This is a genomic window from Lutibacter aestuarii, from assembly GCF_042676885.1.
In the GTDB taxonomy this organism is placed as follows: Bacteria; Bacteroidota; Bacteroidia; order Flavobacteriales; family Flavobacteriaceae; genus Lutibacter; species Lutibacter aestuarii.
In genome coordinates this window covers 1-23,581 of sequence record NZ_JBHTIC010000005.1, presented here as the reverse complement: position 1 = coordinate 23,581, position 23,581 = coordinate 1, and the positions used below count along the sequence as shown (strand labels likewise).

The following is a 23,581-nucleotide window of genomic DNA, read 5'->3' as shown; positions in this document are numbered from 1 at the left end:
TAACTAAGATTACTTAGAAGGTTAAGGTTTAACTTTCTAAGTAATCATATTTTTACATTTTTAAATTCGAATCCATCAATATTATTATGGCAAGAAAAACCGATAAATACACTGTAAAAAAATTTAATAAAATTTCGATTGGTTTATCGTCTCCAGAAGCAATTCTAGAGAAATCAAACGGAGAAGTTTTAAAACCTGAAACTATTAACTACCGAACTCATAAACCAGAACGAGATGGATTATTTTGTGAGAGAATTTTTGGCCCTATAAAAGATTTTGAATGTGCTTGTGGAAAGTACAAAAGAATTCGTTATAAAGGGATAGTTTGTGACCGATGTGGTGTTGAAGTAACAGAGAAAAAAGTTCGTAGAGATAGAGTAGGACATATTAATTTAGTAGTTCCAGTAGCTCATATTTGGTATTTTAAATCATTACCTAACAAAATGGGATATCTTTTAGGATTGCCATCTAAAAAGTTAGATATGATTATTTACTACGAAAGATATGTAGTAATTCAGCCAGCTGGTGCTAAAAATGCTGACGGAGAACCATTGCAAAAAATGGATTTCCTTACAGAAGAAGAATATCTAGATATTCTTGAAACATTCCCTATTGAAAATCAATATTTAGATGACAGCGATCCTGAAAAGTTTATCGCTAAAATGGGAGCAGAATGTTTAATTGACTTATTTAATAGAATTGATTTAGATCAATTATCTTATGAATTACGTCATAAAGCTAATACAGAAACTTCAAAACAACGTAAAACTGAAGCTTTAAAAAGGCTTAATGTAGTAGAATCATTTAGAGATGCTAATAAAAACAGAGAGAACCGTCCAGAATGGATGATAATGAAAGTAATTCCGGTAACTCCTCCAGAATTACGTCCATTAGTACCATTAGATGGAGGACGTTTTGCAACTTCAGATTTAAATGATTTATACCGAAGAGTTATTATTCGTAACAATCGTTTAAAAAGATTGGTTGAAATCAAAGCTCCAGAAGTAATTTTACGTAATGAAAAACGTATGTTACAAGAATCTGTAGATTCATTATTTGATAACACTCGTAAATCATCAGCTGTAAAAACAGAGTCTAACAGACCTTTAAAATCACTATCTGATTCCTTAAAAGGTAAACAAGGACGTTTCCGTCAAAACTTGTTAGGGAAACGTGTTGATTATTCTGCACGTTCAGTAATTGTTGTTGGGCCAGAGTTAAAGTTATACGAATGCGGATTGCCAAAAGATATGGCAGCTGAATTATACAAACCTTTTGTAATTAGAAAATTAATTGAAAGAGGAATTGTTAAAACAGTAAAATCTGCAAAAAAAATTATAGATAAAAGAGAACCAGTAGTATGGGATATTTTAGAGAATGTTTTAAAAGGACATCCTGTAATGTTAAACCGTGCTCCTACCTTACACAGACTAGGTATTCAAGCATTCCAACCTAAATTAATTGAAGGAAAAGCAATTCAGCTACATCCATTGGTATGTACAGCTTTTAATGCCGATTTTGACGGTGACCAAATGGCAGTTCACTTACCATTAGGACCTGAAGCTATTTTAGAATGTCAGTTACTAATGCTAGCATCACATAATATACTAAACCCAGCTAATGGAGCACCTATTACAGTGCCTTCACAGGATATGGTATTAGGTTTATATTATATGACAAAAGAAAGAAAATCAACTCCTGAAGCTCCTGTAAAAGGAGAAGGGTTAACTTTCTATTCTCCTGAAGAAGTAACCATTGCTTTTAACGAAAAAGCTGTTGATTTAAATGCTTGTGTTAAAGTTAGAACTAAAGACTTTAATGAAAATGGAGAGTTAGTTGATCAAATTATTGAAACTACTGTGGGTAGAGTTTTATTTAACGAAGTAGTTCCAGAATCAGCAGGTTATGTAAATGAGGTATTGAATAAAAAATCATTAAGAGATATTATTGGTCAAATTTTAAAAGTGACTGATGTTCCTACAACAGGAAAATTCTTAGATGATATGAAAGGGATGGGATATAAATTTGCATTCCAAGGAGGATTATCATTTAGTTTAGGTGATATTATTATTCCACCAGAAAAACACAAAATGATAGCTGATGCTAACGACCAAGTTGACCATATTATTGCTAACTATAACATGGGTATGTTAACTAATAAAGAACGTTACAATCAGGTTATTGATATTTGGGGTTCTACAAACAATCGTTTAACAGAACTTTCTATGAAGCGATTACGTGAAGACAAACAAGGATTTAACTCGGTGTATATGATGTTAGATTCTGGTGCAAGGGGTTCTAAAGAACAAATTCGCCAGTTAACAGGTATGCGTGGTTTAATGGCAAAACCTAAAAAATCGACAGCAGGAGGTGGAGAAATTATTGAAAACCCAATTTTATCAAACTTTAAAGAAGGTTTATCAATTTTAGAATACTTTATTTCTACTCACGGTGCTCGTAAAGGTTTAGCAGATACGGCTTTAAAAACAGCCGATGCAGGTTACTTAACACGTCGTTTAGTTGATGTTTCACAAGATGTTATTGTAAATGAGTTTGATTGTGGTACTTTAAGAGGGTTAAATGTACAACCACTTAAAAAGAATGATGAAATTGTTGAAACACTAAGCGAAAGAATTTCAGGACGTGTATCACTTCATGATGTTATTGATCCAATTACAGAAGAAGTATTAGTAAAATCAGGACAAGAAATTTCTACTGAGATTGCTAAGAGAATTGAAAATTCAGCAGTAGATAGTGTTGAAGTTCGTTCTGCATTAACTTGTGAAGCTAAAAAAGGAATTTGCTCTAAGTGTTATGGTCAAAGTTTATCAACCAGAAATATGGTTCAAATTGGAGAAGCTGTTGGTGTAATTGCAGCACAATCTATTGGAGAACCTGGTACTCAGTTAACCTTAAGAACTTTCCACGTTGGTGGGGTTGCAGGAAATATTTCTGAAGAAAACACATTAACATCTAAATTTGCTGGAAAAGCGGTAATTGAAGATTTAAGAACTGTAAAAAGTATTGATTCAGATGGAAACGAGGTAGATATTGTTATTTCTAGAACTTCAGAAGTTAAATTAGTTGATGAAAAATCTGGATTAACATTAAGTACTAATAATATACCTTATGGTTCATTTATCTATATCACTGATGGTCAAAAGCTTAAGAAAAATGATGTAATTTGTAAATGGGATCCATTTAATGGTGTAATTGTTTCTGAATTTGCAGGAATTATTGAGTTTGAGAATATTGAAAAAGGTGTAAACTACCTTGTGGAAATTGATGAACAAACTGGTTTCCAAGAAATGGTAATTACTGAATCTAAAAATAAAAAATTAATTCCTACTTTATTAGTTAAGGATGATAATGATAATGTGATTAGATCTTATAATTTACCTGTTGGAGCTCATTTAATTGTTGAAGATGGAGATAAAATACCTTCAGGTAAAATAATTGTAAAAATTCCACGTAAATCTGGTAAAGCAGGTGATATTACGGGTGGTTTACCAAGAGTTACTGAGTTATTTGAAGCACGTAACCCATCTAATCCTGCAGTGGTTTCTGAAATTGATGGTGTTGTTACTTTTGGAAAAATTAAGAGAGGTAACCGTGAAATAATAGTTGAATCTAAATTAGGAGAAATTAAGAAGTATTTAATTAAACTTTCTAATCAAATTTTAGTTCAAGAGAATGACTTTATCAAAGCGGGTATGCCACTTTCAGAAGGAGCAATCACACCTAATGATATATTAAATATTGAAGGTCCAGCAGCGGTTCAAGAATATTTAGTAAATGAAATTCAAGAGGTGTACCGTTTACAAGGGGTAAAAATTAACGACAAACACTTTGAAGTTGTTGTACGTCAAATGATGCGTAAAGTTAGAATTATTGATTCTGGAGATACATTGTTCTTAGAAAATCAATTAGTTCATAAAAATGACTTTATTGAAGAAAATGACGAAATTTATGGAATGAAAGTAGTTGAAAATGCAGGAGATTCTGAAAACTTAAAAGAAGGACAAATTATTACACCTCGTCAATTACGTGATGAAAATTCTGTTTTACGTAGAGAAGATAAAGCTTTAGTTGAAGCTAGAGATGCACAACCTGCAACTGCAGAACAAATACTGCAAGGTATTACAAGAGCATCGCTTCAAACTAAATCATTTATTTCTGCAGCATCATTCCAAGAAACAACCAAAGTTTTAAACGAAGCTGCTGTAAGTGGTAAAGTGGATGACTTAGAAGGATTGAAAGAAAATGTAATTGTAGGTAAACGTATACCTGCAGGTACAGGAATGAGACAATATGATAATATTATTGTAGGGTCTAAAGAAGAAATGGATTCAAACTTTTAATTATGAGTGATCAAAAACCTAAAAACGAAGGACAAATTAATATTGAATTGGATGATAAAACTGCTGAAGGAACCTATGCGAACTTAGCCATTATTAATCATTCGGTTTCAGAATTTATTGTAGATTTTATAAGTGTAATGCCAGGGCAACCTAAAGCTAAAGTAAAATCGAGAATAATTTTAACTCCTCAACATGCTAAACGTTTGGTAAAAGCTTTGGCAGAGAACGTGAAAAGGTTTGAAAATAATCACGGAGAAATAAAAGACTATGAACAGCCTCCAATTCCAATGAATTTTGGACCAACAGGTGAAGCATAAAAACTAAAAAAATCCCGAACATTTGTTCGGGATTTTTTTAGTTTAAAATTACTTTATCATAAGCTTTTTTTAATTTTTTAATCACAAGTTCAATTTCATTTTCGTCTAAATGTCCAAAACCAAAACGAATAGCACAAGTATTTTTATCTTGATAAAGAATTGTTTTTGGCAAAAATAAATCATCTTTTTCAGCTTCTTTGGATAGTTTTACTAGCGAAATTTTAGGATGAAATCGTAACCAAATGGCCAATCCACCTGAAGGAATTTTCCATTGTATTGTTTCAAAAAAATATTTAGTTAAAAGATTACATATTAAATCACGTCTTTTTTTATAGATAACAATATTCTTTTTAGTAAGCCGGTAAATTTCACCTTCATTAATTAATTCTGATAGCATTTGTTCTTGTATTAAATCACCTTGTTTATCAAGTAACTCTAAATAATTCTTAGCTTCTGAAATTAAATTTTCAGGTGCTATTACAAACCCAGTTTGAAAACTTGGAAATAAGGATTGCCCAAATTTTCCTAAATAAATAACCATACCGTTGGCGTCAGCACTTGCCATAGGTAACATTGCTGAACCTTCAAACTGAAAATCGTAATCATAATCATCTTCAATAATAGCAAATCCGTATTCTTTAGCAAGTTGTAGTAATTTTAAACGGCGTTCTGCACTTAAAGTTACTACTGTTGGATAATCTCTATGGGAACATATATATACACATCTAATACTATTTTTTACAAAATGCTTTTTAATGTACTCAACATCTATGCCTTCATTATCTACAGGGATTGTTTTTATACTTGCACCTGTTTGTTGAAAGATCATATTTGAAGCATAATTACTTAATTGCCCTACTAATACAACATCGTTTTGTTTTATTAAAAGTTGTGAGATCACGTATAAACTCATTTCTATACTACGTGTATTTATTAAGTTATTTGGACTTATATGAAAGCCTCTAGTTGCATTTAAGTAATTGCATAGTTGAGTTTGAAATGAAGAGTTGAAAAAATCGTTTGATTTGTTCCATTTATTTATTAACGTCTTTCGTTTCATAGCAGCACTGTACCATCTTGTAAATTGATGTACAGGATGTAAACGTATATCAGGTTTACCATCATTAATAGTATATTTAGCGTTTGTATATTCAACTGTTGAAGCTAAATGTAATGACTGTTGAAAAGGGAAACCTGTGGTTTTAGCATAGATATATGCTTCATTTATTTTTTGAGAAGTTGCTTTTATCTTTGCTGTTTTTTGTTCTGGTTCTAAAACAAATGTGCCTTTATTTGGAATAATTTCTACCCAACCTTGAGAGGCTAATTCTTCATAGATTGCAACAGCAGTATTTCTGTGAACCTTTAATAATTGACTTAATACACGAGTTCCTGGTAGCCTAGTGCCCTTGGTTAAATAACCACGCTGAATAGCGTTTACAACTTGTCCAGATACCTGAAGATATAGAGGTTGTGATTTAGATTTATCTAAATTAATTAACTGTCTAAAAAGAGTGTTAACCGGACTATCTATCATTTTGAATCTGGACTATTTTAATCGTCCGGAAAGTTACTAATTTTGCTGCGTTTTAAATCATTATTTATGAAAATTTCGATTAAATTAATATACATTTTATTATGTACTTGTGCCTCGGTATATGCACAAAATGACACAATTAAGTTAAAGGAAGTACAAATTACTTCTAATAGAATTGCATTGCCTTTTTCAAAAGAATCAAGAACAATTAACCTAATTACTTCAGAACAGATTCAAAATTCACCAGCTTCAAATGTTGCTGATTTATTACAAAATATTATAGGAATAGATATTAGAAGAAGAGGTGTTGACGGTATGCAATCTGACCTTTATATTAGAGGAGGAAACTTTGATCAAACACTAGTTTTAATTGATGGGGTAAAAATGGATGATCCACAAACAGGTCACCATTCAATGAATGCAATTTTAGCTTTAGATAATATTGAAAGAATTGAAATTATTAAAGGACCAACAGCTCGTATTTATGGTCAAAATGCATTTACTGGAGCAATCAATATTGTGACTAAAAAAATTCATAGCAACTCATTAAAAGTAGATTTAGGGTATGGTTCTTATGAAAATAAAAAAGGAGGAGCAACCTTTAGTCAAACTTTTGATAATAGTGGAATATTAGCCTCTGTTGGTTATCAGGAGTCTGATGGGTATAGATTTAATACAGATTTTGAAAATGTAGCTGCTTTTTTAAAATCTGATGTTAAAAATTATAATTTGTTAGCATCATTTACGCAGCGTAAGTTTGGTGCAAACGGATTTTATGCAAACCCAGATTATAAAGATCAATATGAAGAAACTCAAACAAGTTTAATAGCTTTAAGAGCAACATATAATTCGGGTAATGTAACTATTAAACCTCGTTTATATTGGAGAAGAAATCAGGATATGTATTTGTTTTTACGTCATAATCCCCCAGCATATAGAAATCTTCACATTTCTAATAAAGTTGGAGCTGAAACAAATATGGTAATTAATTCTTCATTAGGTAAAACTGGAATTGGTATTGATGTTTCAAGAATATTTTTGGTTAGTAATAACTTAGGAAACCATAACAGAACCATTGTAACTGGGTTTTTAGAGCATCGTTTTGAAGTTAACAATTTTGATATTGCTCCAGGGATTGCCATTAGCTCTTATTCTGATTTTGATACAAAAGCTTTTCCAGGTTTGGATTTAGGATATAGAATTTCTGACTTTTTTAAATTGTATGGAAATATAGGATATACTTATAGAACTCCTACTTATACAGATTTATATTATGTTGGACCAACAACATTAGGAAATCCAAATTTAAAACCTGAATCAGCCCTATCTAAAGAAATTGGGTTTAAATACACTCGCGGGAAATTTAATTTTGATATAGCTCTGTTTCATAGAAAATCAGATGACTTAATTGATTGGACTAAGGATAATGAAGCTGATAAATGGGAAACAAGAAATTTTAGTAAAGTTGTAACAAAAGGTATAGAAACGGCTGTATTATATAAATTTAATTTAGCAAATTACACCCAAACATTAACTATTGGATATAGTTTTATTGATGATGATATTAGAGATAGTAATATTGAATATACTCGGTATTCTTTAAATAGCATTAAACATCAGTTTACATCAAGTTTAGATACCAAATTTAATACGATATTTAGTCAAAATATTTCATATAGATATGTAGAAAGAACTGATGGAACAAGTTATAATGTGGTTGATGCAAAAGTTTTAGCTAGTTTAAAAAACGGATTTCAACTTTCATTGGCAGCAAATAATATTTTTAATACAGCATATACCGAAACAAATATAGTACCTATGCCAAAAGGAAATATAATGCTCGGTTTAAATTATAAAATTTACTAGGTACTTCCTAAATAATAAAAAAGCTGTTTGAAATTTTAAACAGCTTTTTTTATATTTTAATTTTAGCAATTTTTTGATGAATATCATTTATTTGAAGTAATGCGGCTGAACCGTACCATAGTTTTAAGTCCATTTTTAGTGAACCAGCTTGTATTGCAGGATCCGTTTCGGTCAATTTTTTGGCTTCTTCAATAGTTTTAACATCAAAAATATAAATTCCCCTTAATTCTCCTTCTTCTAGAAATGGTCCTGCTAAAACCAATGTACCTTCTTCAGCCAATTTTATGATATTGTCTAAATGAGCTCTTTGTAACTTAGCTGAAGCTATAGAGTCTTTAAACCGGCTAGGCCCTTTTTTTAAAAAAGCAATTACATAAGTTTTCATACCATAAGTATCAGCCCCTAATTTTTTTGCTAATGTTTCATTAAAGTTAGAATTATTCTTAGGGCTGTTATCGGATGGTTTTTTACCAGTATTTGTACATGACAAAGCCACTAACGAAATTAAAGTTATATATAAAATAGTTTTCATAATGAAGGTTTTATAAAGTTATAACTAAAATATAATAATTATTTGTAAATTGATTTTTTTAATACAAAATGAAAGAAAATATCAAATCCTTCGAAGAGTTTTATCCGTTTTATTTAAAGCAACATAGTCATAAAGTTTGTAGGTTATTGCATGTGGTTGGAACTACAATTGTTATTGCACTAGCCATTACTGCAGTTTACCATAATGAACCTATATTATGGTTTTTTGTACCTATTGCTGGTTATGGTTTTGCTTGGGTAGGGCATTTCTTTTTCGAAAAAAATAAGCCAGCTACATTTCAATATCCTCTTTGGAGTTTAAGATCAGATTTTAAAATGTATTTTGATATTGTAACTGGAAAATTATCTTTGGATTCATCAAAAGATTAATCTTTTTGTAATTGTTTAAAATTATTTCGACAATTTGTATATCTAAATCTTAAAGACTTATTAACATATTTTTAATTGTTATTTTTAATTATATTACAGATATGTTAAATTTCAAACGTTTTCGTTGATGTTATTTTAACATATACTTGAAAAATAGTTAAAATAATGATAAATATTTAATATTTATCTTGTCCAAAATTTAAAGTTATCGTATTTTTGTACCATAATTAACTACTAAAAGAAGCTGATATGAAAATTATCAAAAAAGTAAAAAGCCAAGACTCAAAAAGAAGGTCAATAAATGTTGATTTTAAAAATACGAAAAGTTTAACCTGGAATAATAAAAGAAGATTCGGAATATAAGAATAGAAAAAAATACATTGTAAATTGTTTGAATTAAGAGCGGTAGGCAAACCTACCGCTTTTTTTATGGTTCAAATTTTAGTGTATTTTAAAATTAAAAAAGTTCTTCAATATCAATAGCTAAGTTAGTTATAAAAGAAACAGTTTTTTTAATTTCATCACTTAATACTTTATCATTTTCTACAAAAGGAACATCGGTTCTATACATTGCTAAAAATGTTTCTAAAAAAGGAGAACTTTTCAAAGGCAGTCTAAAATGTAGAGCCTGTGAAGCATTTAATAATTCAATAGCTAAAATTGTTTCTAAATTATCAACAATTCGTTTTGTTTTAGTTGCTCCATTAGCTCCCATACTTACATGGTCTTCTTGACCATTACTAGAAACTATAGAGTCTATAGATGAAGGTGTTGCCAGTTGTTTATTTTGACTAACTATACTGGCTGCTGTATATTGTGGAATCATAAAACCACTATTAAGACCAGGGTTTTTTACTAAAAATGGAGGTAAACCTCTTAATCCTGAAACTAATTGAAAAGTTCTTCTTTCAGAAATATTTCCTAATTCAGCCATAGCAATACCTAAAAAGTCAAACGCTAATGCCAAAGTTTGTCCGTGGAAATTACCTCCAGAAATAATTTCATCTGCATCAACAAAAATATTTGGATTATCAGTAACGGAATTAATTTCAGTTAAAAAAATCTTTTTACAATAGGAAAGAGCATCTTTACTTGCACCATGTACTTGAGGCATGCATCTAAATGAATATGGATCTTGTACATGTTCTTTAGGTTGATTTATCAACTCACTACCTTCTAAAAATTCGTTAATACGCTCAGCGGTATTTATTTGACCATTATGAGGTCTAATAAAATGAATGAGCTCATTAAATGGAGAATTTCTTCCATCAAATCCTTCTAATGAAAGTGTCCCAATTAAGTCTGCTAGGTACGATAATTTATAAGATTTCAAAATTAAATGAATTCCATAAGCACTCATAAATTGGGTTCCGTTCAATAAAGCTAGCCCTTCTTTAGATTTTAATTGAATACTATCCCAACCAAATTTTTTCAAAATATCCTCGCCACTAATTCGTTGGTTGTTGTAATAAACTTCACCTTTACCAATTAAGGGTAACGATAAATGTGCTAAAGGTGCAAGGTCTCCTGAGGCTCCTAATGAACCTTGGGTATATACAACAGGAATAATATTGTTATTGTAAAAATCAACTAAACGTTCAACAGTTTCTAATTGAACACCTGAATGTCCGTAGCTCAAAGATTGAATTTTTAAAAATAGCATTAACTTTACAATGCTTTGAGGAACTTCTTCTCCAGTGCCACAAGCATGACTCATCACTAAATTTTCTTGTAGTTGACGTAAATTATCACTGCTAATTTTTACATTACACAATGAGCCAAATCCAGTATTAATACCATAAATAGGTGAAGAATCTTGTTTTATTTTAGAATCTAAATAATTCCTGCATTTTTCAATTTTATCAATGGCTTCTTTAGATAGTTTTATTTTTTTTTCGTTATAAATTATATCACTTAAAATTGTGAAATCTATTCTTTTAGCATTTATAAAATGTATGTTGTCCATATGAAATTTTTGAGTTATCAAAATTCCACAATACTATCAATATATGCAAATTAATTGTTAAAGTAATTTAGGATTAATTTTATTGAATAATAAATTTTATCTTTGGGAAATTATTAATAAAATACATAACTAATTATGAAAAAAATATGGTTACTTATTGCAGCAGTTGCAATAGTTTCATGTAAAAACGAAGCTCCAATTAAATATGCAGTTTTAACTGGAAAAATCACAAATAAATTACCAGGAGAGTTTACTGTAAATAGTATGGATAGATCTTTTAAAGAAACAATTGAAATTGCTGAAGATGGTAGTTTTGTTGATACGTTAACTTTAAAAGCAGGTACTTATATGTTGTATGATGGAAAAAATGCAACACCAGTTTATTTAAGTGAAGGTTTTAATGTTAATGTAGCTTATGATGCAAACGATTTTAAGAACACTCTAGCTTTTACAGGTGAAGGTTCTGAAATAAGTAACTATTTGCAAGCTAAAAGTAAGACAGAGAAAGAAATAATGGGAGAAGGTATGGGAGTTTATGAACTTGAAGAAGATGAATACAAAGCTAAATTTAATGAAATTAAAACAGCTTTAAACAATCTTTTAACTTCTACTGAAGGTATTTCTGAAGAATTTAAATCAAAAGAACAACGTAATATAAATTATGGATATTTAAAAAGTATCAATATCTATGAAAGATACCATGCTCATTTTGCAAAAAAACCTGAATTTAAAGTTTCTGAAGGATTTTTAGCTGAGTTAGATGGGATGGATTATTCTAATGAAGAAGATTTTTTATTTTCTTCTGATTATAAAAATTTAGTTTCTAGTCATTATTTTAAGCAAGCTTCAAAATTAGCTGAAAAAGATTCTATAGACGCAGACTTGGCATTTTTAAAAACAGCAGCTCAAATTCAAGGTGAAACCATAAAAAATAGCTTACTTTTTGAAAACGCTAAATATGGAATAACTTATACTGAAAACTTAGAAGAGTATTATACTGCTTTTATTAATGCTTCAACAAATGAAGATAACAAAAAAGAAATTACAGAAACTTATAACAAACTTAAAGTAGTTGCTAAAGGTCAGCCATCTCCTAAATTTGAAAACTATGAAAATTATGCTGGAGGCACAACATCTTTAGATGACTTAAAAGGAAAATTTGTTTATGTTGATGTTTGGGCAACTTGGTGTGGACCTTGTAAAGCTGAAATACCGTATTTAAAAGAAGTAGAGGCAAAATACCACGACAAAAATATTGAATTTGTAAGTATTTCAATTGATAAAGCAGCAGATCATGATAAATGGAAAACTATGGTTGAAGAAAAGGAATTGAAAGGTGTACAGTTGTTTGCTGATAACGATTGGAATTCTCAATTTGTTAAAGATTATTTAATTAAAGGAATTCCTCGTTTTATTTTAATTGATACTGAAGGAAATATAGTAAGTTCAAACGCACCAAGACCATCAAGTCCAAAATTAATTAGCTTATTTAACGAACTTAACATCTAATAAGATATTTTAAAATGAGAAATATAATTGGAATTTTAGCTGTTTTCATTGCCATTTCTTGTGGTAAAGAAGAGGTAAAAGACTATGCTAAAATTGAAGGAAAAGTTAAAATCTCTAATTTGGATAAGTTTACAATTCAAGGAAAAAATTATTCAAAAGATGTAATTGTAAATAAAGATGGTAGTTTTTCTGACACTTTAAAGGTTGAAGAAGGTGTTTTTGCCATTTCTAATGGGAATGATAGAGTTACCCTATTTTTAAAAAATGGATATAACTTAGATATAGAATTTAAAGGCGAAAAATTCTCAAATGGAGTAACATTTAAAGGTGAAGGATCTGTAACAAATAATTTTATTGAAAATAAGCGTTCGTTCTATACCAGTGATTTTGCAAATCCAAATTCATATTTTCAATTAGATAAAGAACAATTTGAGGCAAGATTATCAGAAGCAAAAACGTTGCTTAAAGAATACAAAGATAATGCACCTAACTTAGACTCTATTATTGTAAAAATGGATGATAGAAATGATCAAATGTTTTTTGGATATATTGAATCTAATTATGAAAGAATGCACGAGAGTATGGCTCGTTTAGGTAAAGGTAAGATATCACCAAAATTTGAGAATTATGAAAATTTTGCAGGAGGAACTACTTCTTTAGACGATTTAAAAGGGAAATATGTGTATATAGATGTTTGGGCAACTTGGTGTGCACCTTGTAAAGCTGAAATCCCTCATTTAAAATCTTTAGAAAAACAATATCATGGAAAGAATATTGAATTTGTGAGTATTTCTGTAGATAAGCAAGATGCTTATGAAACTTGGAAACAAATGGTGAAAGATGAAGAGTTAGGAGGAATTCAACTATATGCTGATAATAATTTTGAATCTAAATTTATTGCTGAATATGGAATAAACGCTATACCAAGATTTATTTTAATAGACCCTGACGGTAAAATTGTTCAAGCGGATGCTCCAAGACCATCAAGTCCAAATTTAAAAGATCTTTTTACAGAATTAGGAATTTAAAATTTTTAAAAATTATAAAAAAAAGCGCTGGTTGTATTCAGCGCTTTTTTTATGGATTGGTATTTTAATTAACTTAAAACTGCTCTAGAAATTACAATTTTCTGAATTTCAGAAGTTCCTTCATAAATTTGAGTAATTTTAGCATCTCGCATCAAACGTTCTACATGATATTCTTTTACAAATCCATATCCACCATGGATTTGTACAGCTTCTACAGTAACTTGCATAGCCATTTCCGCAGCATATAATTTTGCCATTGCACCGCTTAAATCATAATTTAGATGTTGATCTTTATCCCAAGCAGCTTTGATACATAAATGCCTTGCAGCTTCAATTTGAGTAGCCATATCTGCTAATTTAAAAGCAATGGCTTGATGTTTGCTAATTTCTTTTCCGAAAGCCTTTCTTTCTTTAGAGTATTTTAAAGCTAGCTCATAGGCTCCTGATGCAATTCCTAATGCTTGAGAAGCAATCCCAATTCTTCCTCCAGCTAATGTTTTCATTGCAAATTTAAATCCAAAACCATCTTCACCAATTCTATTTTCTTTTGGAACTTTTACGTCAGTAAACATCAATGAATGTGTATCAGATCCACGAATTCCTAGTTTATTTTCTTTAGGACCAACAACAAAACCTTCCATGTTTTTTTCAACAATTAAGGCATTAATTCCTTTGTGTCCTTTTTCAGCGTCGGTCTGTGCAATTACAAGATAAACGCTAGCGTTGTTACCATTTGTTATCCAGTTTTTGGTTCCGTTTAATAAATAATGGTCGCCTTTATCTATTGCTGTGGTTTTTTGTGAAGTTGCATCAGAACCAGCTTCAGGTTCACTTAAACAAAAAGCACCAATAATTTCACCTTTAGCAAGTGGTACTAAATATTTTTGTTTTTGTTCTTCTGTTCCAAACGTTTCGAGTCCCCAACAAACTAAAGAGTTGTTTACTGACATTACAACCGAAGCGGAAGCATCTACTTTAGAAATTTCTTCCATTGCTAATACGTAAGATACCGTATCTAATCCACTTCCTCCGTATTTTGGGTCAACCATCATTCCTAAAAATCCTAGTTCACCCATTTGTTTAATTTGTTCAGCAGGGAACTGTTGTTTTTCATCTCGTTCAATAACTCCTGGTAATAACTCATTTTGAGCAAAATCACGAGCTGCATCCCGTATCATAATTTGTTCTTCAGTTAAATTAAAATCCATATTTAATACTATTTATAATAATTGATTATTTTTTTTTCAAATATAAGAGATTTCTTAGTGAAAATTTATTATATGTGTAAATTGTTACTTAGATTCCTAATGAAAAAATGAAATTAATTGTAAGTAAAAAATAATGCTTGTTTTAAAAGCGTTTAGATTAGATAAAATCTTCCTTAAAAGCTCATAAGTTTTGTTATATTTGTTTTTACTTTACAAGCATTAAAATAATAATTTTAAACTGATAACTATGACACAAATGTAACCTCCTTTGGGAGGAGTTTTTTATGAGTTAATTACCTGTATATATTAAAGTTAAGTCGTTAATCTAAAATTATTATTTAAAATTAAAATGAAAGAATTACTAAAAAAATACGAAAATAAGCAACCAGAAATTGTTTTTTATTGGAATGATCCAGAAACAGAAGCAGAAGGTTGGACAGTTATAAATTCATTAAGAGGTGGTGCTGCAGGAGGAGGAACCAGAATGCGTAAGGGATTGGATATGAATGAAGTACTTTCCTTAGCAAAAACTATGGAAGTGAAATTTACAGTCTCAGGACCAGCAATAGGAGGTGCAAAGTCAGGAATTAATTTTGATCCAAATGATCCAAGAAAAAATGATGTTTTAAGAAGATGGTATCAGGCAGTTACTCCATTGCTCAAACATTACTATGGAACAGGTGGAGATTTGAATGTAGATGAAATTCATGATGTAATTCCTATGACTGAAGATTGTGGTGTTTGGCATCCGCAAGAAGGAGTTTTTAACGGTCATTTTAAGCCAACTGAGGCAGAGAAAATTAATAGAATTGGTCAATTAAGACATGGAGTGATAAAAGTGATTGAAGATAAGCGATTTTCACCTGATTTGTCTAGAAAATATACAGTAGCTGACATGTTAACTGGATATGGAGTTGCTGAAGCTGTAAAACACTATTATAACATTTATGGAGGCTCTATTAAAGGAAAAAGAGCTATAGTTCAAGGGTTTGGAAATGTTGGCTCAGCTGCTGCATATTATTTAACTCAGCTCGGAGCTAAAGTTGTAGGTATTATAGATAGGGTTGGAGGTTTAATTAAAGAGGAAGGTTTTACCTTAGATGAAATGACCACTTTGTTTCTTCAAAAAGATGGAAATAAATTACGTGCCGAAAACTTAATTCCTTTTGATGAGATAAATCAGGAAATTTGGTCTATACCTGCTGAAATTTTTATTCCGGCTGCTGCATCAAGGTTGGTTACTAAAGATCAAATAACTCAAATGATACAATCTAATTTAGAGGTTATTTCTCCCGGTGCAAATGTTCCTTTTGCGGATAAAGAAATTTTCTTTGGACCAATTATGGAATATACAGATAGTCAAGTTAGTTTATTACCAGATTTTATATCAAATTGTGGAATAGCAAGAGTATTTGCTTATTTAATGGAGTCTAAAGTTGAGTTGCCAATGAAAGATAGTGCTATATTTGGAGATACTTCAAATACTATTAAAAAAGCATTAGAAAAAACTTATCAAAAAAATACCAATAAAAAAGAAATTTGTAAAACTGCGTTTGAAATCGCGTTAAGACAATTAATTTAAATAATAATAAATGGAAGCGTTAATAATTATCATTTTTATCTTAGGTTATTTAGCAATAACTTTAGAACATAATTTAAAATTAGATAAACTAATACCAGCACTAGGTATGATGGCTATTCTATGGGCAATTGTTGCCTTTGGAATAGATGATTTTATAAATTGGTTTGATTCTGCAGGTCATCAATTAATTGAAGGGTTTGCGAGTTTTACAAGTGAAGAAAAACATCATTTATTAGAAGAAACGCTTCTGCATCACTTGGGAAAAACAGCTGAAATTTTATTTTTCTTGTTGGGTGCAATGACTATAGTTGAAATTATAGATTATTTTGATGGCTTTGCAACGTTTAAAAACTATATTAAAACAAAAAATAAAAAAAAGTTATTATGGATTTTTGCGAGCTTAGCATTTATATTATCGGCAATTATTGATAATTTAACAGCTACAATTGTTTTAATAACAATTCTTCAAAAAATTATTAATGATAAAAATACTCGACTTTGGTTTGCCAGTTTGATAATAATTGCAGCTAATGCTGGAGGTGCTTGGTCGCCAATTGGAGATGTTACCACCACTATGCTTTGGATAGGCAAAAAAGTTACTTCAGCTAAACTTATTGAGTATTTAATAATTCCATCAATATTATGTGTAGTGGTTCCTGTATTAATAGCTTCATTTATGAAACCGTTTAAAGGGAATATTGAAATAGATTCTGTAGATGATCAGGACTCAAACAATAAAAGTAAACACGGAGCTACCATGTTGTATTTAGGTTTGTCAGCAATTATTTTTGTTCCAATTTTTAAAACAGTAACACATTTACCTCCTTATGTAGGTATGATGTTATCTTTAGCAGTGGTTGGAATTTTTGCTGAAATTTATAGTAGATCCGAATTTAATATTTCTCATATAGTTGATATTGATGGGGATGATTCACAAGGGTTTCATAGTCCAGTGCATAAGTCTTTATCAAAAATTGAAATGCCAAGTGTTTTGTTTTTCTTTGGAATATTAATGGCTGTAGCAGCATTAGAATCATTAGGTATGTTATTTATTGGAGCTGAACATTTAAAAACAATTATTCCAAATACAGATGTGGTAATTATGTTATTAGGTATTGGGTCTGCAGTGGTAGATAATGTGCCATTAGTGGCTGCTAGTATGGGAATGTTTCAAGAGCCTATAGATAGTCATTTATGGCATTTTGTAGCCTATTCTGCAGGTACTGGAGGAAGTATGCTAATAATTGGTTCTGCAGCTGGAGTAGTGGCAATGGGAATGGAAAAAATCAATTTCTTCTGGTATTTTAAAAATATAGCTTGGTTAGCGGCAGTAGGTTTTGTTGTAGGGGCTTTGGCTTTTATGTTTTTAAGAAATTTTTAAATAATTTAACCCCAAGTTTGTACTTGGGGTTTTTATATTAAAATAATAAACCACAATTTATATCATCTAATTTCGTTTAAGAAAGTAATTAAAAATTAATTTATGTTATTAACTATTTTACAAGATGTAACAGACCCTTTAACGGAGAATGTTTCTGAAGAAAAAACGCTATCAATTTATAATTTAATAATAGATGGAGGCATAGGAGGTCAAATAATTATTGCCATTTTAATTGTATTACTTGCTGTTGCCCTGTATATTTATTTTGAACGTTTTTTTGCTATAAAAGCAGCTTCAAAAACGGATAGTAATTTTATGAATCAAATTAGAGATCATGTGTCTCATGGCAAATTAGATGCTGCTAAAATTTTATGTGCACAAACAAAATCTCCAGCTTCACGTTTAATTGAAAAAGGAATCTCTAGAATAGGAAAACCTTTAGAAGATATTAATACAGCCATTGAAAACGCTGGGAGATTAGAAATTTATAAATTAGAAAAAAATGTTCCAGTACTGGCAACTATAGCAGGAGCTGCACCTATGATTGGCTTTTTAGGAACGGTTATTGGAATGATAGTTGCAATTCATGAAATTGCAAATGCTGGTGGGCAAATAGATATAAAAATGCTGTCTGATGGATTGTATACAGCTATGACTACCACTGTTGCAGGACTAATTGTAGGTATTATTTCATACATACAATACAATCATTTAGTGGTTAGAACAAATAAAGTTGTTTATGAAATGGAAGCAAAATCTGTAGAGTTTTTAGATTTGTTAAACGAACCTATTTAATATGGATATTAGAGGTAGAAATAAAATTAATCCTAATTTCAATATGTCGTCTATGACGGATATTGTATTTCTGTTGCTGATATTTTTTATGATAACTTCTACTTTAGTGACTACAAGTGCTTTAGATATTTTATTGCCAAAAGCAAGTGGTAAAACAGAAAATAGAAAATCAGTTTCGGTTAGTATTACTAAAAATTTAGCATATTATATTAATAACTCTAAAGTGAGTGAAGCTAGTTTAGAGCAAGATTTATTGTCTTTATTAGCAGGTAAAGAAAGTCCAACAATTGTTTTAAGAGCTGAAGAAGGAGTTCCTATAGAAAAGGCTGTAAAAATAATGGATATAGCAAATAGAAATAGGTTTAAAGTAATATTAGCAGTACGACCAAAATAACGTAAATTGAGTTTATTAGACACAAAATACAAACGTAAATCAGCAGCAATCACAACTGTAATTATGAGCTTGTTGTTGGTAGCACTTTTTTTTGTTGGGATGAAATATTTAGATCCACCAGAAGAATATGGTATTGCCGTAAATTTTGGAACTTCTAATGTTGGAAGCGGTAATATTCAACCTAAAAAACCTATTAAATCAGTTGTTAATGAGCAACAGGAGATAGAAAAAAATCAAGAAGAAGTTAAAGAAGTACAAAAAGTTTCAGAACCTGAGACCTCTAAGCAAACAACTGATATTTCTGAAGAAGTTGCTACTCAAAATAATGAAGAGGCTATAGCTATTAAAAAAGCACAAGAGCAAAAAAGAAAAGCTGAAGAGGAAGCTAAAAAAGCGCAGTTAGAAAAAGAAAGAATTGAAAGAGAAAAACAAGCAGCTATAGCAAAACAAAAAGCTGAAGAAGAAGCAAAACGAAAAAAATTAGATGCTTTAATAGGAGGGATTAATAATTCTGAAGGTACAGCAACTGGAGGAGAAGGGAATGATAATCAGGCTGGTGATAAAGGTAAAATAACTGGTGACCCTAATGCAAGTGGCTACTACGGAAATGGTGGAGGTGGTGGTAACGGAGACTATCAATTAGGAAATAGAAAGCCTTTAAGTAGACCAAAGCCTAATTATATTTGTAATGAAGAAGGATTGGTAGTTGTTAGAATTGAAGTTGATACTAATGGAAGAGTAATTAAGGCCACGGCAGGTGTTAAGGGTTCTACAAATACAGCAGCTTGTTTATTGACACAAGCTAAAGAAGCAGCATTGAAAACTAGATGGCAACCAGACGCTAACGCACCTTCTAAACAAATAGGAACTATAAAATACAGATTTTCATTATCTCAATAATTTTTAATGAACTATAACGATACTCTAAATTGGATGTTTTCTCAATTGCCAATGTATCAAAGGCAAGGTAAAACAGCTTTTAAAAAAGATTTAACCAATAGTTTAGCACTTTCTAAACATTTAAACTTTCCAGAAAAAAAAATTAAAACTATACATGTTGCAGGAACAAATGGTAAAGGATCAACCAGTCATATGCTGGCGTCTGTTTTGCAAGAAGCTGGGTATAAAGTAGGTTTGTATACCTCGCCTCATTTAAAAGATTTTAGAGAGCGAATTAAAATTAATGGTATTGAAATTAAAAAAAATGAAGTAGTTGATTTTATTGGAAATAACCAACATTTTTTATTGAAAAATCAGCTTTCCTTTTTTGAAATGACCGTTGGAATGGCTTTTAATCATTTTGCAAAGCACCATGTAGATATTGCAATTATAGAAGTTGGACTAGGAGGAAGGTTAGATTCAACAAATATTATTACTCCTGTAGTTTCTGTTATCACAAATATAGGTTATGATCATACGCAATTTTTGGGAGAAACCTTACCCGAAATAGCCTTTGAAAAAGCGGGTATTATTAAATCTAATACTCCTGTTGTTGTAGGTGAATTTCAGAAAGAAGTATTTCCTGTTTTTGAAAAAATAGCCAACGAAAAGTGTGCTCCGCTATATTTAGCATCCAAGTTAAATGTTTCAAATATACAAACAGATTTAAAAGGTACTTACCAACAAAATAATTTAAAAACGGTTGTACAAACTATAAAAGTTTTAACAAACTTAGGCTATAAAATTTCTAAGCAAAACTTAAAAATAGGTTTATTAAATGTGGTAAATAACACCTCATTACTGGGGCGTTGGCAAATATTAAATGAGCAACCAAAAGTAATTTGTGATACTGGACATAATAAAGAAGGGTTAACCTATGTTTTAAAACAATTACAACAAGAGAATTTCAATAACCTACACATTGTTTTCGGAGTTGTAAATGATAAAGAGCTTAAAGAAATTCTTCCGATGTTTCCTCAAAAAGCAATATATTACTTTTGTAAACCCAATATCCCTAGAGGTTTAGATGCTGAAGAGTTGAAAAATATTTGTAAACAATTTAATTTAATTGGTAATGTATATAATTCTGTTCAAGATGCTTATGATTCAGCATTAAAAATGGCAAATACCAATGATTTGATATTTGTAGGAGGTAGTACATTTGTAGTTGCAGAAGTTGTGTGATTTTGTTTTTATTTTATTTATATTGTCTTTATTTTGATAATATAATTTTTTTATTCCAAAAATATTATTATATTAGTAATCGAAATATCAAAAAAATATTGATATCGTAATTCAATATTTTTAAATCTTTTTAATAAGATAACAATTGAACCTCATTTAATGGATTAATTTTTTAACCACTCCTTTCCATTTTTAAATACTTTTAACCTCAAGCTTAATGATGTTAACCTCTAATAGGTTTATTATTTTTTGAATAATAAATTGTTTTTGATTACTAACTAAATTTTATATATCATGAAAACAATTAAAAAATTATTGCTTGTATTAGTAGTGTTTGTATTTTTATTTACTACTAAAACCTATGGACAGGAAGAACCAAAAGAAGAAAATAAACCTGTTTATTTAACGGTTACAACTATGCATAGAAGTTCTGACCCTACAGTGGATTTTTCAGATTGGTTGAAGACAGAAACAGAGTATTATGAAAAAGTTACTAGTAAAAACGATTTAATTATTGGTTCAGGTTTTTACTTCCATTATTTTACACCAGATGATACAGAAGTATTGTTGGTGTCAGTTTATAAGAATTGGGATGATATTGAAAAAGCAAACGACGTTACCAATAAATTAATTGAAGAAGGCTGGCCAGATAAAGACGAAAGAGATAAGTTTTTTAAAAAGCAGTCAAGTTATTATGAAGATATGCATAGTGATGAGATTTATAGATCATTACCTTTTTCAAAATTTCATGAACCTTCAGATAAGCCTTTGATTTTTTATGTTAAAAAAAATCAATTAGGAAATGGAGGAGGTGCAGGGTTTAAAGAGTATTTTGAAAACATTACCAATAAAAATAGCTTAATAAAAGGATATTATACCCATGGTCATTTATGGGGGGCAAATAGTAAAGATGCTATTGAAGTTTTTGTATTTGATAATTTTGCTGACATTGAGAATTCCTTTAAAGAAAATAATAAATTAATTGAAGCCTATTGGGCTGATAAGGATAAAAGAAAAGAATTTTTTGATAAGTATAGTAAAATATTTTCAGGACATGGAGATTATATTTACCAAAATGTTCCAGAACTTCATAAATAAAATTGATGATAAGATGTTGACTCCAAGCCTTTTGGTTTGGAGTTTTTTTTTAGTTGTTTTTGATTTAAAAAAACATTCATGTTAATTCATTTTTTTGCTATCAAAATGTTGTTCAAATTAAAAATAGATTATATATTTGCATCCGCTTAGGGCAATTAGCTCAGTTGGTTCAGAGCACCTCGTTTACACCGAGGGGGTCGGGGGTTCGAATCCCTCATTGCCCACCAAAGTTTAAAGCTTCCAAATTTGGAAGCTTTTTTTATTTCTTTTATTAAAAAATCTTTGCTAAGTTAAAAATAGATTATATATTTGCATCCGCTTAGGGCAATTAGCTCAGTTGGTTCAGAGCACCTCGTTTACACCGAGGGGGTCGGGGGTTCGAATCCCTCATTGCCCACCAAAATTTAAAGCTTCCAATTTGGAAGCTTTTTTTATTTCTTTTTATATTCTTTTACCATTTACTTTACATAAAGTATATTTAAGTCTATAAAACAATTTTGTTAATTTTTCGTTTTTTAATAAAGGGGAAGCTAATTTTAATTAATTAAAACTATAAAATATGTTATCGAGAAAAATTTATTTAATTTTAGGTTTGTTCATCTTTCTAGTTGGATTACAAAGTTGTAGCAATAATACCGTAAATAATGATACAGCTAGAGTACAGTTAAAATTAATTGATGCTCCTGGAGATTACTTAGAAGTGAATGTTGAAATAGTAGATATTTTATTTAATGACTCTGAGAATGAAGGTGGCTGGAAAAGTTTTGAATTATCTGAAGGGAAAACGTATCCATTAATGGTTGATCTTACTAAATTAATAGCTGGAAATAGTCTACTATTAACAGATCAAATTATGCCTGCTGGAATGCTAAAACAAATACGATTAGTTTTAGGAGAAAATAATACTCTTGTAATAGACGGCAATGAGAATGTAGTTCATTTAGATACGCCTAGTGCAATGCAATCTGGATTAAAATTAAATATTGATACTGAGTTAGAGGCAGGTTTTTCTTATACATTTATTTTAGATTGGGATGTACAAAAATCTATTGTAGCTGCAGGTAGTTCAAATAAATATAATTTAAAGCCTGTGATAAAAGTAAATACTGAAGTCAATTCAGGAGCTATTTCAGGAAGTGTTATCCAAGTTGTTGATAATGATGAAATTGATCAACAAGATATTTCAGTATTACTTACCGATGGGGTGAATGAATGGACCACTATTACTAACGAAGAAGGTAAATTTTTATTCCAAGGTATTCCTAGTGGAAATGATATTTATGATTTAAAAATTGAAAGAGAAGGATTTGAAACCATCGAATTAAATAATATTAGTGTTGAAGTTGGAGTAATAACCGATTTAGGTGTTCTAGAGTTAAAAATTATAGAATAATTGATGAACAATTAACCTATAAAAAAAGCTTCCAAATTAGAAGCTTTTTTTATAGGTTGTCAAATTATATTTATTTAATCCGTTTTAAAATTCCAAACTTG

The 23,581-nt window shown here is 30.0% G+C and carries 18 protein-coding genes and 2 tRNA genes; 16 read left to right on the top strand and 4 right to left on the bottom strand.

The genetic code is table 11. The features are described from left to right. The first annotated feature begins 86 nt into the window (after positions 1-86). Together rpoC and ACFQZW_RS02590 are read left to right on the top strand one after the other, a co-directional pair. Positions 87-4,361, top strand: a complete 4,275-nt coding sequence (rpoC, locus tag ACFQZW_RS02595; RefSeq protein ID WP_298264555.1) for a DNA-directed RNA polymerase subunit beta' — start codon at positions 87-89, stop codon at positions 4,359-4,361. A 2-nt stretch (positions 4,362-4,363) separates the two neighbouring features. Then, complete coding sequence (locus tag ACFQZW_RS02590) at positions 4,364-4,678, top strand: DUF3467 domain-containing protein (protein ID WP_298264556.1); 315 nt, start codon at positions 4,364-4,366, stop codon at positions 4,676-4,678. 37 nt (positions 4,679-4,715) lie between these two features. Here the strand turns inward: ACFQZW_RS02590 and ACFQZW_RS02585 are convergent, their stop codons facing one another. Next, positions 4,716-6,215 carry an aminotransferase-like domain-containing protein gene (locus ACFQZW_RS02585; protein WP_386781428.1) on the bottom strand — a complete coding sequence of 500 codons (1,500 nt, stop codon included), beginning with the start codon at positions 6,213-6,215 and terminating at the stop codon, positions 4,716-4,718. Between the two features lie 66 nt (positions 6,216-6,281). On the opposite strand from ACFQZW_RS02585, the gene ACFQZW_RS02580 reads away from it, so the two are divergent. After that, entirely contained in the window at positions 6,282-8,081 is a 1,800-nt protein-coding gene (locus ACFQZW_RS02580) for a TonB-dependent receptor plug domain-containing protein (protein WP_386781427.1), read from the top strand. A gap of 49 nt (positions 8,082-8,130) precedes the next feature. On the opposite strand, the gene ACFQZW_RS02575 is transcribed toward ACFQZW_RS02580, so the two are convergent. Next, positions 8,131-8,613, bottom strand: a complete 483-nt coding sequence (locus tag ACFQZW_RS02575) for a YciI family protein (protein WP_386781426.1) — start codon at positions 8,611-8,613, stop codon at positions 8,131-8,133. Between the two features lie 68 nt (positions 8,614-8,681). On the opposite strand from ACFQZW_RS02575, the gene ACFQZW_RS02570 reads away from it, so the two are divergent. Then, positions 8,682-9,002 carry a DUF962 domain-containing protein gene (locus ACFQZW_RS02570; RefSeq protein ID WP_298264562.1) on the top strand — a complete coding sequence of 107 codons (321 nt, stop codon included), beginning with the start codon at positions 8,682-8,684 and terminating at the stop codon, positions 9,000-9,002. A gap of 457 nt (positions 9,003-9,459) precedes the next feature. Here ACFQZW_RS02570 and hutH read toward each other — a convergent pair whose 3' ends face one another. After that, positions 9,460-10,968 (bottom strand): histidine ammonia-lyase, encoded by a 1,509-nt coding sequence (gene hutH, locus ACFQZW_RS02565; RefSeq protein WP_298285477.1) that lies wholly within the window; start codon positions 10,966-10,968, stop codon positions 9,460-9,462. 135 nt (positions 10,969-11,103) lie between these two features. Between hutH and ACFQZW_RS02560 the strand changes: the two genes are divergently transcribed. Together ACFQZW_RS02560 and ACFQZW_RS02555 are read left to right on the top strand one after the other, a co-directional pair. Then, positions 11,104-12,477 (top strand): TlpA family protein disulfide reductase, encoded by a 1,374-nt coding sequence (locus ACFQZW_RS02560; protein ID WP_298264564.1) that lies wholly within the window; start codon positions 11,104-11,106, stop codon positions 12,475-12,477. A 14-nt stretch (positions 12,478-12,491) separates the two neighbouring features. Continuing rightward, positions 12,492-13,505 carry a TlpA family protein disulfide reductase gene (locus ACFQZW_RS02555; protein WP_372801121.1) on the top strand — a complete coding sequence of 338 codons (1,014 nt, stop codon included), beginning with the start codon at positions 12,492-12,494 and terminating at the stop codon, positions 13,503-13,505. Positions 13,506-13,573: 68 nt separating this feature from the next. Here the strand turns inward: ACFQZW_RS02555 and ACFQZW_RS02550 are convergent, their stop codons facing one another. Continuing rightward, complete coding sequence (locus ACFQZW_RS02550) at positions 13,574-14,713, bottom strand: acyl-CoA dehydrogenase (RefSeq protein WP_372801123.1); 1,140 nt, start codon at positions 14,711-14,713, stop codon at positions 13,574-13,576. 349 nt (positions 14,714-15,062) lie between these two features. On the opposite strand from ACFQZW_RS02550, the gene ACFQZW_RS02545 reads away from it, so the two are divergent. The 10 genes from ACFQZW_RS02545 to ACFQZW_RS02500 all read left to right on the top strand — a co-directional run bounded on the left by ACFQZW_RS02545 (position 15,063) and on the right by ACFQZW_RS02500 (position 23,480). Beyond that, positions 15,063-16,295, top strand: a complete 1,233-nt coding sequence (locus ACFQZW_RS02545; protein ID WP_298264567.1) for a Glu/Leu/Phe/Val dehydrogenase dimerization domain-containing protein — start codon at positions 15,063-15,065, stop codon at positions 16,293-16,295. A 10-nt stretch (positions 16,296-16,305) separates the two neighbouring features. After that, the gene (gene nhaD, locus ACFQZW_RS02540; protein ID WP_386781425.1) at positions 16,306-17,676 is read left to right on the top strand and encodes a sodium:proton antiporter NhaD; all 1,371 of its coding nucleotides are present in this window, start codon (positions 16,306-16,308) and stop codon (positions 17,674-17,676) included. Positions 17,677-17,778: 102 nt separating this feature from the next. Next, complete coding sequence (locus ACFQZW_RS02535; protein ID WP_298264569.1) at positions 17,779-18,471, top strand: MotA/TolQ/ExbB proton channel family protein; 693 nt, start codon at positions 17,779-17,781, stop codon at positions 18,469-18,471. A 1-nt stretch (position 18,472) separates the two neighbouring features. Beyond that, complete coding sequence (locus tag ACFQZW_RS02530) at positions 18,473-18,865, top strand: ExbD/TolR family protein (RefSeq protein WP_298264571.1); 393 nt, start codon at positions 18,473-18,475, stop codon at positions 18,863-18,865. A gap of 6 nt (positions 18,866-18,871) precedes the next feature. Continuing rightward, positions 18,872-19,765, top strand: coding sequence for an energy transducer TonB family protein (locus ACFQZW_RS02525; protein WP_386781424.1), 894 nt, complete (start codon positions 18,872-18,874; stop codon positions 19,763-19,765). 6 nt (positions 19,766-19,771) lie between these two features. Continuing rightward, positions 19,772-20,989, top strand: a complete 1,218-nt coding sequence (locus tag ACFQZW_RS02520; protein ID WP_386781423.1) for a bifunctional folylpolyglutamate synthase/dihydrofolate synthase — start codon at positions 19,772-19,774, stop codon at positions 20,987-20,989. Positions 20,990-21,283: 294 nt separating this feature from the next. Next, positions 21,284-22,087, top strand: a complete 804-nt coding sequence (locus ACFQZW_RS02515; RefSeq protein WP_386781422.1) for a hypothetical protein — start codon at positions 21,284-21,286, stop codon at positions 22,085-22,087. 149 nt (positions 22,088-22,236) lie between these two features. Continuing rightward, positions 22,237-22,314, top strand: a tRNA-Val gene (locus ACFQZW_RS02510). Between the two features lie 95 nt (positions 22,315-22,409). Continuing rightward, positions 22,410-22,487: transfer RNA gene (locus tag ACFQZW_RS02505), tRNA-Val, on the top strand. Positions 22,488-22,646: 159 nt separating this feature from the next. Continuing rightward, a complete protein-coding gene (locus tag ACFQZW_RS02500; protein ID WP_372801130.1) occupies positions 22,647-23,480 on the top strand; it encodes a DUF4382 domain-containing protein in 834 nt (277 codons plus the stop codon). Positions 23,481-23,581: the final 101 nt, after the last annotated feature.

Excerpts from the sequence above, each read along its gene's own strand:
- ACFQZW_RS02585 (WP_386781428.1), bottom strand. The coding sequence starts at position 6,215 with ATGATAGATAGTCCGGTTAACACTCTTTTTAGACAGTTAATTAATTTA.
- nhaD (WP_386781425.1), top strand. The coding sequence starts at position 16,306 with ATGGAAGCGTTAATAATTATCATTTTTATCTTAGGTTATTTAGCAATA.
- hutH (WP_298285477.1), bottom strand. The coding sequence starts at position 10,968 with ATGGACAACATACATTTTATAAATGCTAAAAGAATAGATTTCACAATT.
- ACFQZW_RS02515 (WP_386781422.1), top strand. The coding sequence starts at position 21,284 with ATGAAAACAATTAAAAAATTATTGCTTGTATTAGTAGTGTTTGTATTT.
- ACFQZW_RS02550 (WP_372801123.1), bottom strand. The coding sequence starts at position 14,713 with ATGGATTTTAATTTAACTGAAGAACAAATTATGATACGGGATGCAGCT.
- ACFQZW_RS02520 (WP_386781423.1), top strand. The coding sequence starts at position 19,772 with ATGAACTATAACGATACTCTAAATTGGATGTTTTCTCAATTGCCAATG.
- ACFQZW_RS02560 (WP_298264564.1), top strand. The coding sequence starts at position 11,104 with ATGAAAAAAATATGGTTACTTATTGCAGCAGTTGCAATAGTTTCATGT.
- ACFQZW_RS02580 (WP_386781427.1), top strand. The coding sequence starts at position 6,282 with ATGAAAATTTCGATTAAATTAATATACATTTTATTATGTACTTGTGCC.
- ACFQZW_RS02555 (WP_372801121.1), top strand. The coding sequence starts at position 12,492 with ATGAGAAATATAATTGGAATTTTAGCTGTTTTCATTGCCATTTCTTGT.
- ACFQZW_RS02535 (WP_298264569.1), top strand. The coding sequence starts at position 17,779 with ATGTTATTAACTATTTTACAAGATGTAACAGACCCTTTAACGGAGAAT.
- ACFQZW_RS02530 (WP_298264571.1), top strand. The coding sequence starts at position 18,473 with ATGGATATTAGAGGTAGAAATAAAATTAATCCTAATTTCAATATGTCG.
- ACFQZW_RS02500 (WP_372801130.1), top strand. The coding sequence starts at position 22,647 with ATGTTATCGAGAAAAATTTATTTAATTTTAGGTTTGTTCATCTTTCTA.
- ACFQZW_RS02570 (WP_298264562.1), top strand. The coding sequence starts at position 8,682 with ATGAAAGAAAATATCAAATCCTTCGAAGAGTTTTATCCGTTTTATTTA.
- ACFQZW_RS02590 (WP_298264556.1), top strand. The coding sequence starts at position 4,364 with ATGAGTGATCAAAAACCTAAAAACGAAGGACAAATTAATATTGAATTG.
- ACFQZW_RS02575 (WP_386781426.1), bottom strand. The coding sequence starts at position 8,613 with ATGAAAACTATTTTATATATAACTTTAATTTCGTTAGTGGCTTTGTCA.
- ACFQZW_RS02545 (WP_298264567.1), top strand. The coding sequence starts at position 15,063 with ATGAAAGAATTACTAAAAAAATACGAAAATAAGCAACCAGAAATTGTT.
- rpoC (WP_298264555.1), top strand. The coding sequence starts at position 87 with ATGGCAAGAAAAACCGATAAATACACTGTAAAAAAATTTAATAAAATT.